The following is a 13,531-nucleotide window of genomic DNA, read 5'->3' on the forward strand; positions in this document are numbered from 1 at the left end:
GGGGGGGGGGGGCGCGCCCGGCCGGGGGCGCGCGGCGCGCCCCCCGCCGGGGGCCCCCCCCGCCCCGGGGGGGGGCGGCCCCCGCCCGCCCGGGCCCCCCCCCCCCACGGTCCTCCCGTCGCAGGCGCCGCTACGGGCGCTCTCCCGGAACGTCCTTGACGAACACGATGCCGTCGCTGTTCGCCAGGTGGGCCGGGTCGAACGGGGCGTACCCGAACCAGGGGGACACCCGGGGCGCCGGCAACGTGTCACCGAAGGTGCCGGCCAGCCGCCCGGCGTCGATGACGTAGCGGTCCTCCGGGAGCGCGTACAGCAGTCCTTCGACGGTGTCCGGCGGCGGCGTGTCCACTCCCTGGTGCCGGATCGTGCCCAGGGCCGTGGCCACGAAGGCGTACTCCTCGCCGAGTCGGGCGCTCACCAGCGCACCGGCGCTCCACCACTCCAGCGGCATCCCGCCCATCCGCATCGTGCTCTTCTCCCGCTGGAGATGCCCGTTGTGGGCGTGCACCAGCGCCGGGACCTGCTCGGCGATGGCGAGCAGGTTGGCGGCCATCATCGAATCCCGCACGCCCACCAGCCGGGTCATACGGGCCGGTGAGGTGTCGGCCATCCAGTGGTGGTAGCGCAGCAGGCCGGTCGCGGTACGCCCGTACAGGCGCGCTCGGTGCCAGTCGTCCCGCGAGGTCGCCGTGATCAGGTGTGGCGTCTGCTCGTCGAGCAGCGCCACCAGATCGTCGGCGAGCAGGCGCAATTGACCGGCCTCGGCCGACCGCCCCACGGACTGAGCGGGGTCCGTCATCACGGCGGGATCGGTCCACCGGTCGTCGGCGCCGAGCAGGCGCTCCAGCGTCTCCCCGGTGCAGGGGAGCAGGTCCGCGTCGACCTGGTCCGAGAGGTAGCCGTGGAGTGCGGTGAGGGCCCGCCGGGGGCTCGCGGCGCCGGTGATCTCCAACGGGCCGTCGAAACCGGCGAAATGGAGCCGGTCGGATGCGGGCCGGCCGTCGTTGTAGTCGCGCATCCAGCGCACGAGTTCGCGGTTGGCCGCGGAGGTGCCCCAGCCGTGGCTGAATCCGTGCTCCATGACCTCGTCGAGAGTGCCCGTGCCCGCGGTGACGTAGTCGTCCACGACCAGGCCCGCCATGCAGTCGCTCTCGATCGCGATCGTCCGGTAGCCCTCCTGCTCGACGAGCTGCCGGAAGAGCTCGTTGCGCAGGTCGAGCAGAGTGTCCTCGCCGTGGGTGGGCTCGCCCAGGGCCAGCAGCCGAGGCCGGGCCGGGAGCAGCCTCATGACGGCGGCGGCCTCCACGGCATGTGCGGTGTCCTTGATGCCAGTCGCCATGCCTTCAACGGTATCGTTGAACCTTCGGTTGAAACTTTTCCGCGATATCGACGGGCTCATGGGACGAAACCTTCAAAACGATGAGCGGCTCAGGCCGGTTGATCTGGCGCGCGGGCACGGTCTGTCCACGCAGGCGGTCAGGAACTACGAGGAGGCCGGCATCCTTCCGGCCGCCGGTCGCACGCCCCACGGCTACCGCACCTACACCTCGCTGCACGCGGGGGCCCTGCGCGCGTTCCTCGCCCTGGTGCCCGGCCACGGCCACCGGACGGCGACGGCGATCATGCGGGCCGTGAACCAGGGTGCGGTCGAGGAGGCGTTCCGTCTCATCGACGAGAGCCACGCCGAACTCCTCGACGACCGGCGGACCCTCCAGGCCGTGGAGAGCGCCCTCCGCGACCTGGAGCCCGTCCCGGCGCTCGAGCCCGGCGGCACGTTCATCGGGCCGCTGGCGGGGAAGCTCGGCATCCGGCCCGCGACACTGCGCAAATGGGAGAGCGCCGGGCTGGTGCGCCCGCACCGCGACCCGCGGACCGGGTACCGCGTCTACGACGAGGCCGACGTACGGGACGCCCGACTGGCCCACCAGCTCAGGCGGGGCGGCTACCTGCTGGAGCAGATCGCCCCGCTGATCGCCCAGGTGAGGGCGGCCGGCGGCCTGGAACCGCTGGAGGCCGCACTGCACGACTGGCACGGCCGGCTGTCCGCCCGCGGCCGCGCGATGCTGACTGCGGCCGCGGAGTTGGAGGCGTACCTCCGCCGGCGCGGATGAGACATCGGAGGCCGTGCCGGCCGAGCTCGGCATCGAGGCGTGCAAGGCGTTGAACGTCGGCGACTGACCACGCAACTGCCACCCGCCTGCCCGGTTGAACTCCAGCCCCGCGAACAGCCCGCGAGCCCGTCTCAGTACGTCGGACCAACTGCCGCCCCGCAAAGCCACTTCCCTGCGCGGCCAGGGCGGCCTGTCGTCACCTTCGGTCTTTCGGCCAAGGGGTCGGTGCTGTCAGACTCCGCACGTGCCCGACTTCGACATACTCGTCATCGGATCCGGACCGGGTGGCCAGAAGGCCGCCATCGCCGCCGCCAAGCTCGGCCGCCGGGTCGCCGTCGTCGACCACCCCGACATGGTCGGCGGGGTCTCCATCCACACCGGCACCATCCCCTCCAAGACCCTGCGCGAGGCCGTCCTCTATCTCACCGGGCTCACCCAGCGGGATCTGTACGGGCAGAGCTACCGGCTCAAGGAGGAGATCACCGTCACCGACCTGACCGCGCGCACCCGGCACGTGGTCGGCCGCGAGGTCGACGTCATCCGCAGTCAGCTCTCCCGCAACCATGTCTCCCTCTTCACCGGGACGGGGCGGTTCACGGACCCCCACACCGTCGCGATACGCGAAGTGTCAGGCGACGAACGGCGGTTGACCGCCGAGCACGTCATCATCGCCACCGGTACCCGGCCCGCCCGGCCCGCGAGCGTCGAGTTCGACGGCCGATCGATCATGGACTCGGACAACGTGCTGGACCTGGAGCGGGTGCCCCGGTCGATGGTCATCGTGGGAGCGGGTGTGATCGGCATGGAGTACGCCTCCATGTTCGCCGCCCTGGGCAGCAAGGTCACGGTGGTCGAGAAGCGGCACGCGATGCTCGACTTCTGCGACGTCGAGGTGATCGAGTCGCTGAAGTACCACCTGAGGGACCTGGCCGTCACCTTCCGCTTCGGGGAGACCGTCGCGGCGGTCGAACGGCACCCCAAGGGCACCCTGACCGTCCTGGAGAGCGGCAAGAAGATCCCCGCCGACGCCGTGATGTACTCGGCCGGACGCCAGGGCCTGACCGACGAACTCGACCTCGACAAGGCGGGCCTGGCCGCAGACCCGCGTGGCCGGATCAAGGTCGACGCGCACTACCGCACCGAGGTGGGGCACATCTACGCCGTCGGTGATGTGATCGGTTTCCCGGCGCTCGCCGCGACCTCGATGGAACAGGGCCGTCTGGCGGCGTACCACGCCTGCGGCGAGCCCGTGGACGAGATGACCGGCGTGCAGCCGATCGGCATCTACACCATCCCGGAGATCAGCTTCATAGGGCGGACGGAGGATCAGCTCACCGAGGACTGCGTGCCGTTCGAGGTCGGCATCTCCCGCTACCGGGAGCTGGCCCGCGGTCAGATCATCGGTGATGCGCACGGCATGCTGAAGCTGCTGGTCTCCCCGGAGGACCGCACCCTGCTCGGGGTGCACTGCTTCGGTACCGGGGCCACCGAGCTGATCCATATAGGCCAGTCGGTGATGGGGTGCGGCGGCACCGTCGACTACCTGGTCAACGCGGTCTTCAACTATCCGACGCTCGCGGAGTCCTACAAGGTCGCGGCGCTCGACGCGACCAACAAGATCCGGCAGATCGACCGGCTCAAGGACTGACCACTCGAGGACTGACGACTCAAGGAGTGACGGCTCAAGGACTGATGACTCAGGCGCTGACGACGGAGTGAGCCGGGCCCCGTTGGGCCGCGCGGATGACCTGTGCGGCGGCCATTGCGTGGCCCGCATGGACAGCACGGCCCTGTGTGATCGAGACTCGGCGGGTGGCCAGGTACTACGACGTTCACCCAGACAACCCCCAGCCGCGCACGATCGGTCAGGTCGCAGACAGCATCCGCGAGGGTGCGCTCGTGGTCTATCCCACGGACTCCTGCTTCGCGCTGGGGTGCCGGCTGGGCAGCCGCGACGGCATCGACCGTATTCGCGCCATCCGCCATCTCGACGACCGCCATCACTTCACGCTCGTGTGTCAGGACTTCGCGCAGCTGGGTCAGTTCGTGCACGTCGACAAGGACGTGTTCCGTGCGATCAAGGCGTCGACGCCCGGCAGCTACACCTTCATCCTCCCCGCGACCCGCGAGGTGCCGCGCAAGCTGCTGCATCCCAAGAAGAAGACGGTCGGCGTGCGGATCCCCGACCATGTGGTGGCTCAGGCGCTGCTGGCCGAGCTCGGGGAGCCGATCCTGTCCAGCACCCTGCTGCTGCCGGGCGAGGAGGAGCCGATGACTCAGGGCTGGGAGATCAAGGAGCGGCTCGACCACATGGTGGACGCCGTGGTCGACTCCGGCGACTGCGGTACGGAACCGACGACGGTCATCGACTTCTCCGGCGGCGAGCCGGAGATCGTGCGTGAGGGGGCGGGCGATGTCTCGCGGTTCGAGTGACGGCCCGGCTCAGGGCATCTGAGCGGCCTGATCGACCAGGTCAACCGGTCAGCGGGTGCCCGAGCGGGCTTCCTCGTCCACGGGTTCGTCGTGCAGCAGACGCACGAGGGAGTCCCGGTGCAGTGCCGCTAGCGCGTCCAGCAGGTCCGGGTGGCGCAGCAGCGCAGCCGCGCGGCGGTCCCGCTCACCGGGATCGGTGAGCCTGCGGAAGTCGAAGGCCAGACCCGCCGTGTGGTCACTGGTGCCGAGCGCGACGACCGCGTCCCGGGCGAGGGACGGGGTGGTCAGCAACGTGGCCGCCCAGCTGGCGACCACTTCGTCCACCCAGGTGCGCCAGCCCGCGTCCGTCTCGTCGGCGACCGCCGCATCGGAGCCGGCGAGCCAGTCCAGGCGGGCGGAGCCGCCCGGTCCGACGAGGGCGACGAGGCCGGCGTCGGCGACGGTGGGATAGCGCAGCCAGGCGGCGACCATCACGGCCTGGGAGGCCTGGGCCTCGGCGAGGGCGGCGTCCAGGGCTCCACCGGTGCCCGGGTAGGAGCGCAGCAGCCACTGTGTGGTGGCGGCTATGACGGGGGACAGGTCGGCTGACATCGGCGCCACCTTACCCATCGGGCGAATGGGTGAAAATGGTGCGCATCACATCCGGGGCGGGCGTCGGTCAGTCCGGAAGCAGCAGTTCGCAGGTCTCCCCCGGCTCCACGCGGACCTCGCGGTGCGGCAGACGGACGGCGATGGGGTCGCGGTCGGACGGGGGCACGGTGATCTCCAGCCGCCCCCGCTCCAGCCGCAGTCGTACGCCCCAGTGCCCTCGATAGCGCACGGCGAACTCGTACGACGACAGTTCCGGCAGCGGCGCGGGGTCGAGCAGAAGCGCGCCGCCTCGGGTCTCCAGGCCGGTCAGTCCGCGCTGGACGAGGTCGAGGCTGCCCGCCATGGCGCCCAGGTGGATGCCCTCGCCCGTGGTCCCGCCCTGGAGATCGGCGATGTCACCCCGCAGGGTCTCCTGGCAGAAGGCCCACGCGCCGGCGCGCCGGGCCCGGGCCAGCACCCATCCGTGCACCAGGCCGCTGAGCGTCGAACCGTGGCTGGTCCGGGAGAGGTAGTAGTCGACCGTGCGGCGCCAGAGGTCCTCGTCCAGCCGGTGGCCCAGACGGCCGAAGAGGCGCCGGAGTCCGGACGGTGAGAAGAGATAGCCGAGCATCAGCACGTCGGCCTGTTTGGACGCCCGGTAGCGGTTGACGGTGTCGCCCTCCGTCTCCAGGATCCGGTCGAGGCGCCGGATGTCTCCGTAGCGCTCGCGGTAGCCGTCCCAGTCGAGTTCGGCGAGTTCGCCGTAGCCGTCGAACTGGCTGATGACGCCGTCATGGAACGGCAGATGGAGGGTGCAGGAGACGTCCTCCCAGCGGTCGAGTTCGCCGTGGTCCAGGCCGGTGCGCTCGACCAGTTCGCGCCGCCGGGGTTCGGGCAGGACACGCAGCACCTCCAGGGCGCGCTCCAGCACCCAGGCGGCGGTGACGTTGGTGTACGCGTTGGCGTCGAGGCCCGGCTCCCGGGCGCGGGGGTAGGCGTCGTGGTACTCGTCGGGGCCGACCACACCGCGGATCCGGTGCCGGCCGAGACGTTCGTCGTGCGTGGCCGAGTCCGCCCAGAAGCGTGCGATCTCCAGCAGCATCTCGGCACCCTTGGTGTGCAGGAACTCGGCGTCTCCGCCGGCCTCGCAGGACTGCCACACGTTGTACGCGACCGTCGAGCCGACATGCCGCTGGAGTCGGCTGTGGTCGGGCAGCCAGCGTCCGGAGAGCGGGTTGAGGTGCAGTTCCTGGGTCTCCTCGCGCCCGTCGCTGCCACTCTGCCACGGGTACTGGGCCCCCGCCGGGCCGTTCGCGCGCGCCGCCGCGCGGGCGCGGTCGAGCCGCCGGTGGCGGTAGTGCAGCAGGCCCCGGGACACCTCGGGGAAGTGCACGTTGAGATAGGGCAGCACGAACAGTTCGTCCCAGGGAGGTCGGCGGTGTGCGGCGAGAGCGTCTGCAGGACGTGGAAAAGGTGCAGCCGCAGTACGCGGCCCGCCTCGCCGGGGACGTGCAGCGCGGCCCGGCGCCAGAGCTGCCGCCAGGCGGTGCGGTGCCCTTCGAGCAGGGCGTCGAAGCCGGGTGCCGCGCCCACCCGGTCGACCGCGGTGCCCAGCGGGTCGGTGATCGCGGGGGCGCGGGAGGTGTGCAGGGCCACCGTCTTGTCCACGGTCACGGTCCGGCCCGGCTCCAGGTCGAGCAGTACGCGCTGGACGGCGCGGGGGGAAGATGTGGTGGGTGGTGGCGGGGACGCCCGCGGTCAGCCGGGCCGCCAGGCCGATCCGGATGTCGGAGGTACGGGTGCGGCAGCGCAGCCAGACCGTGTCCGGGGCGTGGGTCCCGGTGTGGACATGGGTGAGATGGCGGCCGTCCAGGTCCCGGTAGCGCGCCACGCCCGCGTTGGTGACGCCGCCGTCGAGCGCGGCCTCCACCTCCAGTGCGACGGCACCGCCCTCGACCGTGAACTCGGTGCGCAGGGCCGCGAGATGGGGGTCGGCCATGTGCACCAGCCGCTGCTGGCGCACCGACAGCGTACGGTGCCCGCCGAGCGCGTAGCGGGGGCGGCGCTCCAGCAGACCGGCGGACAGATGCAGGATCAGGCGGTGGTCGAGCACGGTCCCGGTGTACGGGGTGAGCCACCGCTGTCCGGCGAGGCGGAAACGCAGCGGCAGCCAGTTGGGCAGATTGACCATGTCCTCGTTCTCGACCCCGTGCCCCGGCCGGCGCGTGGTGAGCCGGTTGTAGCAGCCCGCCGCATACGTGCCCGGGTAGTGCACCTGGTCCGCGGAGCACTCGGGGAGCGCCCCGCGGGTGGCGAAGCAGCCGTTGCCCAGCGTGCACAGGGACTCCCTCAGCCGCTCGTCCCGGGGGTCGTAGCCCTCGTACTGCCAGGTCCAGCCCGTCACTGCGGCACTCCTCCCACGCCGGTGGGGTCACTGGTGCTGCGGCACGATCGCGACCGGGCAGTCCGCGTGGTGCAGCAGCGTGTGGCCCACGCGGCCGAGTTGGAGGCCGAGGTGGCCCTTCGTGCGCCGTGCGCCGATGATCACGAGATCGGCTGCCGCCGAGCGCTTCAGCAGCACCGTGCGAGCCGGCCCCTCGGCCGTGGCGGGCCGCACCCGGACGCCCGGGTGGTCGCCCGCCGGGCCGCGCAGCAGTGCGTCGAGCACCAAGGAGGCCCGCTGCTCGTGCAGGCGTACCGGGATCCCGGCGGGAGAGCAGTGGTCGGTGGGCACGTATGCCGGGCGCCGCCAGGCCCGTACGACGTCGAGAACGCAGTCGCGTGCCTCGGCCTCGCGGAAGGCGAACCGCACCGCCTCCGTCGTCGCGGCGGGATCCCCGACCCCGAGCAGGATGCGCTCGTGGGTACCGGCCAGCCCGGCCCGGTCGCCGCGGACGACGATCACGGGACAGTACGCCCGCGCGGCCACGGACAGACTGACCGACCCGAGGAGCAGCCCCTTCAGTTCGCCGCGGCCCCGGGATCCGGTGACCAGGACGGCGGCGCTCTGGCCCTCCTGCAGCAACGCGGACACCGCGTCCTCGGGCAGGATTTCCGTGCAGACCCTGAGCGCGGGATCGCGTCGACGGGCACGCTCGGCCGCCGACGCGACGACGTCGTTCAGCCTCGCTTCCTCGGACCGGTGCTCGGGATCGCACGACGGTGCCCCGCCTTCGTAGCGTTCCCACAAGGAGGCGTACACCAGCCGCAGCGGCAGTCCGTGCCGGGCCGCCTCGTCCGCGGCCCAGTCGACCGCGGTGAGACTGGGCTCCGATCCGTCGACGCCCACGACCAGGGGCAGTTCCATCCTTCCACCGCCTTCCGCCGGGCTGCGGCGGCGCGCAGCGCCAAGCGTCTCCTTTCACCATCGCACCATGGGCCGGTTCGGCATCAGGGCCCGCGCGGTCTACTTCGGGGACGCACGGCCCTGCCCCCAGACCTGGCGGTTCCGCCGCTCGCGTGGTGTCCTGAAGGGGACGGGAAGGGCCCGGGAAAGACGCGGAGCAGCGGCTTGCCTCCGCGCACCGCGCAATCAGGATCCGCGAGAAGCGGATGGGGTCCTTCCCGCCTCGTCATGGCGGACCGGTGGAGCCGCCGGGCGGCCCGGACGGCCGTGGGCGGGCCGGGCGACGAGCGTGGACGCGCGCCCCGCGAGGAGCACACGCCCCCGTCCGGATCGCGCGGGAGACGCCCTCGTGGGTCGTCCGGTCCCGGGACGGGGCCGAACGACCCCCTGTCGGGACCGGGCGGCCCGTGGCGCGGTACGCCGCGCGCGGCCACGCTGAACACAGGAATCACACGGTCTGCCGCAGAGCGCGGGAGGAAGCCGCTGCGCCACGCGAAGGACTCGCTGACCGGCCCCCGGCGACCGTGACGAAAGGACAGGGAGCGATGACCTCTGCCACCACCATGACCGCGGCCCTCCCGGTCGAGCACCGCGAACGGCTGATGCAGATCGCCCGCCACGTCTCCTTCCCGGAGGGAACCCGTCTGTTCGAGGAGGGCCGGCACGCCGACCGGTTCTGGATCGTCAGGACCGGCACGGTGGCGCTGGATCTTCATGTGCCCGGTCGCCGGGCCCCGGTCATCGAGTCGCTCGGCCATGGCGAACTGGTCGGCTGGTCCTGGCACTTCACCCCGCATGTGTGGCAGCTGGGTGCCGAGGCCATGACTCCGGTGCGGGCCTACGAGTTCGACGCGACGACCGTACGGGCGATGTGCGACGCGGACCCCGAGTTCGGCCGTGCCATCGCCGTCTGGGTGGGCCGCGTCCTGGCCCATCGGCTGCACGCGGCCCGCACCCGGCTGCTCGATCTGTACGCCCCCTACGGCAGCGGGGAGCGCTGAGGAGGACACCGTGACGGGCAGCCCGCGCCGGGTGGAGGACGTGATGACCCGCGCTGTCGTCGCCGTCGGCCGTGACGCACCCTTCAAGGACATCGTCGGCCTCATGGACCGGTGGAAGGTCAGCGCACTGCCCGTCCTGGAGGGGGAGGGCCGTGTCGTCGGTGTCGTCTCCGAGGCCGATCTGCTGCCCAAGGAGGCGGTGCGGGAGAGCGACCCGGACCGGTACGCCCAGGCGCGCCGGCTGCCCGAGGCGGCCGGGGCGCAGGCGATGACGGCGGGCGAGCTGATGTCATCGCCGGCGATCACGGTCCATCCCGGGAGCAGTCTCGCCCAAGCCGCCCGGATCATGGCCCAGCGCCGGGTCAAACGGCTTCCCGTCGTCAACGACGAGGGCATGCTCGAAGGCGTGGTCAGCCGGGCGGACCTGCTCAAGGTGTTTCTGCGGCCGGACAACGACATCGCCGACGAGGTGCGGCGCGACATCGTCGACGTCCTGTTCCCGGCCCCGGTCGAGCCCGTCCACGTCATGGTGACCGAGGGCGTCGTGACCCTCACCGGGAAGGTCGGGGACACCGCCCTGATCCCGGTGGCGCTGCGGCTGGCCCATGCCGTCGAGGGCGTGGTCGACGTGGACAGCCACCTGTCCGGCACCGACTGGGAGTGACGCGGTCCGCGCCGGCCGCTCGGGCGGGTCAGCCGGCCGTCCTGCGCCACTGCGGGCCGACCCACTCCCATTCCCGGTCCCATGCCTCCATGCGCCGGCGGTCCAGGCGCCCGCGCAGCAGCCGTCCGCAGACCAGCACCCCGGCCGCGGCGGCCATACCGGCCAGCGTTCCCACGACCTGGGCCTGCGTCCGCGCCTGATCCGCGGTGGCGGGCCTGGAGACCAGCGCGCCCGACCGGTCCGTCCACACGGTAACCGCGGTCCCCGACTTGGTGCCCGGCTGGACCCTGGCCAGGCCCGTGTGCGGCGAGCCGGAGGCGGTCCAGCTCACCTGCGCCCACATACCGCCTTCGCCGTATCCGGGCAGCGCCGTCGGCGTCCGGCCCGCGTCCTGGGTCAGCACGGCACGGGCCGCGTGCGACCGGGCGCGGTGCGCGGCGAGTGCCTGGTCCACGACTCCCGCGACCGCCCGGCCCCCGAACACGCCGGCCAGGAGCACGAACGCCCAGATGCCGAGGACCAGCCACGCCTCCAGCCGGTCGCTGCGGCGCCGGAGCGGATTGCGCCGCCACCGCCAGGCGCCCGGCCATCTCGTCCCCCTGATACGCCCTGTCGCTGCCATCGGCCGTCACCTTCTCGCGCGCGCCGTAGGACCGCTGTCTCACCGTGTGCCGTGGGATCGTCCTCCTCGTGCCGTGGCACCGCCTCGGGTGTGAGGCGGGCTCGTGAGGCGCCGTCGGGACGGCGCGGGCCGGTGTCATCACGGGATGCTTCCGGCGCTGCGGGCCCCGTGCACGACCCCGTCCGCGGGGTCGTCCGCGGGAAGGTCGGGATCGAGGTCCGGACGGCGGGGCGGACCCGCGAGCGCGCAGTCCACGTCCACCACGCCCTCGACGCCGCGCACCAGGCGCGACACCACGGGGACGAGCGAGGTGTCCGGGACCCGCCCGGTGAGCCTCACGACCCCGTCGCGCACCTCCACCCGGACCGGCTCCGGCGGGGCCGGGAACAGATGGGCGACGATCTCGTCGCGGACCTCCTCGGCGATGTCCGCGTCCTCCCGCAGGAACACCTTCAGCAGGTCGGAGCGGCTGACGATGCCGAGCAGCGCGCCGTCGTCGCTGACGACGGGAAGCCGTTTGACGCCGGACCGGGCCATGGTCCGGGCGGCCTGGCCGAGGGTCGCGTTGGCGGAGACGGTGACCGCCGGGGCGGTCATCAGCTCCTCGGCGGTCACCGCACCGGCCTTGACCAGCTCGGACAGCCGCTCCAGGCGGGACTGCCGGTCCTGGTCGCTGTCGCGGTACTCCTCCTTGCGCAGCAGGTCCGCCTCGGAGACCACGCCGACGACCCTGTTCTCCTCCTCCACCACGGGCAGGGCGCTGACGTTCCACTGCCGCATGGCCTTGACGATGTCCTTGAACGTCGCCGTGCGGCCCAGTGCGACAACCTTGCGGGTCATGACGTCGCCCACGAGGCGCGGGGTGCCGTGCATGGTGTCCTCCGGTGGTGTCGAGGCGGGGACGGGGTGACGAGCCGTGTCCGGGTCATACGGTGATGCGCCGCCCGGTGATGCTGAGGGTCTCGATCCGGATCCACAGGTCCCGTTGCCCGCCCGCCCACGGCTCGCTGTACCCCTGCTCCTCCAACCGTTGCACGGAGTCGGGGTCCGTGACCGTGCTGGCGTGCCCGCGCACCAGGACGCTCCAACCCTGGCTGAACGCGGCGTCGATGCGGTCGACCTCGAAGGCCACCTGGGTGCCGGACGCCTGGGACGGCACGGTGCCCGGGGCAGTTCTGAAGACGACGGCGCCGTCGAGGACGCCGTAGTTCACGGGGACGATCTCCGGTCCCGAGACGGTGGGCACCGCCAGGCGTCCCACCCCGTGCGAGGAGAGCAGGTCACGGCACTCCTGGACGGTCATCTCGGTGAACTTCGGGTGTCCCGCGGCCTGTCCGAGGCCGGGCGGCAGCTCGACGTCGCCGCCGGTCAGTTCGAGCACCGTGGTCTCGAGCGCTCCGGCCAGCCTGAGCAGGGTGCTCACGCCCGGCGCGGCGGTGGGCTGCTCCTCCAGGTACTGCAGATAGCTGGAGGCCATCCCCGCCCGGGCGGCCGCCTGGCACCGGGACAGACCGAGTTCCTCTCGCCGCAGAGCGAGCCTGCGCCCTAGAGCGCCCGCGGGATGGCCTTCCGTCGTGTTCGACGATCCCTGTACGGCCATGGCCCGTCACTCCTTCTCCTCACGCCGCCCGGACGGCGACGACCTCGTGCTGCTCCCCGCCCAGTACCACCTTGAGTGCGCCGGTGTCAGCGCCCCGGCCGAAGACGTCGTAGGCCTCCTCCATCTGTTCCAGCGGGAACGTGTGCGTGACCAGGGAGGAGGTGGGCAGCCGGCCGGCGGCCGCCATCCGCAGCAGCGTGGGGATGGAGTAGGTGTCGACCAGACCGGTGGTGAGGGTGATGTCCTTGCTCCAGAGTGCCTCGAGGTGCAGGGTCACGGGCTTGCCGTGGACGCCGATGTTGGCCACGTGTCCACCGGGGCGCACGATGCGGGTGCACAGCTCGAAGCTCTCCGGTGCCCCGACCGCCTCGATGACGACGTCGGCGCCCAGCCCGTCGGTGAGGTCCGCGATCAGCTGCTCGGGGGCCTGGCCGGCGTCGGCCAGGGCGTCCGCACCCAGGTGTTTCGCGGCGTCCAGCCGGATCGGGGCCCGATCCACGGCGACGATGCGTTCGGGGGCGAACAGCCGGGCCGTGGCGATCGCCGCGAGCCCGATGGGCCCGGTTCCCACGACGGCGACGGTGTCCCCGGGACGTACGTGTCCGTTGAGCACCCCCACCTCGTAGGCCGTGGGGAAGATGTCCGCGAGGAGTACCGCGTCCTTGCTGTCCACGGTGCCGGGCAGCGCGTGGAGGGACAGGTCGGCGTAGGGGACGCGGACGTACTCGGCCTGGGTGCCGTCGATCAGCCGGCCGAGGATCCAGCCCCCACCGCCGCGGCACTGGCCGTACGTCCTCTCCCAGCAGTAGCCGCACCGGCCGCAGGCGGTGATACAGGAGACCAGGACGCGGTCGCCGGGCCCCACGGTGTGCACGTCGTTGGCGGTCTCGACGACCTCGCCGACCGCCTCGTGGCCCAGCAAGGTGCCGGGGCGGGTCTCGGGCACGTCGCCCTTGAGGATGTGCAGGTCCGTCCCGCAGATGGTGACGGTGTCGACGCGCACGATCGCGTCGGTGGGGTCCTTGATCGCGGGGTCGGGGACCTCTTCCCAGGTGGCCTGTCCGGTGCCGTGGAAGACGAAGCCCTTCATGGCGATCCTCCCTCCTGTCCCCGGGCCGGCCTCGGTCGGGGGACATGTGGAAGCCGTGGGGCCGGACATCCGGCAGGATGCGACTAGCGACTAC

Annotated in this window: 12 protein-coding genes and 1 pseudogene; 5 read left to right on the forward strand and 8 right to left on the reverse strand. The window is 72.1% G+C overall.

Features of this window, described 5'->3' with window-relative positions; translation table 11 throughout:
* Nucleotides 1-130 precede the first annotated feature (130 nt).
* Nucleotides 131-1,339 carry an erythromycin esterase family protein gene (locus tag ACFYX0_RS03710; RefSeq protein ID WP_388965944.1) on the reverse strand — a complete coding sequence of 403 codons (1,209 nt, stop codon included), beginning with the start codon at nt 1,337-1,339 and terminating at the stop codon, nt 131-133.
* A 58-nt stretch (nt 1,340-1,397) separates the two neighbouring features.
* On the opposite strand from ACFYX0_RS03710, the gene ACFYX0_RS03715 reads away from it, so the two are divergent.
* The 3 genes from ACFYX0_RS03715 (at nt 1,398) to ACFYX0_RS03725 (ending at nt 4,544) form a co-directional block, all read left to right on the forward strand.
* The gene (locus ACFYX0_RS03715; protein ID WP_388965946.1) at nt 1,398-2,111 is read left to right on the forward strand and encodes a TioE family transcriptional regulator; all 714 of its coding nucleotides are present in this window, start codon (nt 1,398-1,400) and stop codon (nt 2,109-2,111) included.
* A 244-nt stretch (nt 2,112-2,355) separates the two neighbouring features.
* Complete coding sequence (gene sthA, locus ACFYX0_RS03720; RefSeq protein ID WP_388965949.1) at nt 2,356-3,759, forward strand: Si-specific NAD(P)(+) transhydrogenase; 1,404 nt, start codon at nt 2,356-2,358, stop codon at nt 3,757-3,759.
* 164 nt (nt 3,760-3,923) lie between these two features.
* Nucleotides 3,924-4,544 (forward strand): L-threonylcarbamoyladenylate synthase, encoded by a 621-nt coding sequence (locus ACFYX0_RS03725; RefSeq protein WP_388965952.1) that lies wholly within the window; start codon nt 3,924-3,926, stop codon nt 4,542-4,544.
* 48 nt (nt 4,545-4,592) lie between these two features.
* Here ACFYX0_RS03725 and ACFYX0_RS03730 read toward each other — a convergent pair whose 3' ends face one another.
* The 3 genes and pseudogenes from ACFYX0_RS03730 to ACFYX0_RS03740 form a co-directional block, all read right to left on the reverse strand.
* Complete coding sequence (locus ACFYX0_RS03730; RefSeq protein ID WP_388965955.1) at nt 4,593-5,135, reverse strand: hypothetical protein; 543 nt, start codon at nt 5,133-5,135, stop codon at nt 4,593-4,595.
* Nucleotides 5,136-5,202: 67 nt separating this feature from the next.
* Nucleotides 5,203-7,518, reverse strand: a pseudogene (locus tag ACFYX0_RS03735) (glycoside hydrolase family 65 protein).
* A gap of 27 nt (nt 7,519-7,545) precedes the next feature.
* The gene (locus ACFYX0_RS03740) at nt 7,546-8,421 is read right to left on the reverse strand and encodes a universal stress protein (protein WP_388965958.1); all 876 of its coding nucleotides are present in this window, start codon (nt 8,419-8,421) and stop codon (nt 7,546-7,548) included.
* Between the two features lie 584 nt (nt 8,422-9,005).
* Here ACFYX0_RS03740 and ACFYX0_RS03745 point away from each other — a divergent pair.
* Together ACFYX0_RS03745 and ACFYX0_RS03750 are read left to right on the forward strand one after the other, a co-directional pair.
* Nucleotides 9,006-9,461, forward strand: a complete 456-nt coding sequence (locus ACFYX0_RS03745; protein ID WP_311697727.1) for a cyclic nucleotide-binding domain-containing protein — start codon at nt 9,006-9,008, stop codon at nt 9,459-9,461.
* Nucleotides 9,462-9,471: 10 nt separating this feature from the next.
* Nucleotides 9,472-10,125 carry a CBS domain-containing protein gene (locus ACFYX0_RS03750; protein WP_388965961.1) on the forward strand — a complete coding sequence of 218 codons (654 nt, stop codon included), beginning with the start codon at nt 9,472-9,474 and terminating at the stop codon, nt 10,123-10,125.
* 28 nt (nt 10,126-10,153) lie between these two features.
* Here the strand turns inward: ACFYX0_RS03750 and ACFYX0_RS03755 are convergent, their stop codons facing one another.
* The 4 genes from ACFYX0_RS03755 to ACFYX0_RS03770 form a co-directional block, all read right to left on the reverse strand.
* Nucleotides 10,154-10,747 carry a hypothetical protein gene (locus tag ACFYX0_RS03755; RefSeq protein WP_388965964.1) on the reverse strand — a complete coding sequence of 198 codons (594 nt, stop codon included), beginning with the start codon at nt 10,745-10,747 and terminating at the stop codon, nt 10,154-10,156.
* A gap of 138 nt (nt 10,748-10,885) precedes the next feature.
* Nucleotides 10,886-11,620, reverse strand: coding sequence for a CBS domain-containing protein (locus ACFYX0_RS03760; RefSeq protein WP_311697724.1), 735 nt, complete (start codon nt 11,618-11,620; stop codon nt 10,886-10,888).
* A 52-nt stretch (nt 11,621-11,672) separates the two neighbouring features.
* The gene (locus ACFYX0_RS03765; protein WP_355905258.1) at nt 11,673-12,347 is read right to left on the reverse strand and encodes a pyridoxamine 5'-phosphate oxidase family protein; all 675 of its coding nucleotides are present in this window, start codon (nt 12,345-12,347) and stop codon (nt 11,673-11,675) included.
* A 19-nt stretch (nt 12,348-12,366) separates the two neighbouring features.
* Complete coding sequence (locus tag ACFYX0_RS03770; RefSeq protein WP_388965966.1) at nt 12,367-13,437, reverse strand: alcohol dehydrogenase catalytic domain-containing protein; 1,071 nt, start codon at nt 13,435-13,437, stop codon at nt 12,367-12,369.
* Nucleotides 13,438-13,531 lie beyond the last annotated feature (94 nt).

It is taken from the genome of Streptomyces sp. NPDC002573, from assembly GCF_042889625.1.
Lineage (GTDB): Bacteria > Actinomycetota > Actinomycetes > Streptomycetales > Streptomycetaceae > Streptomyces > Streptomyces gibsoniae.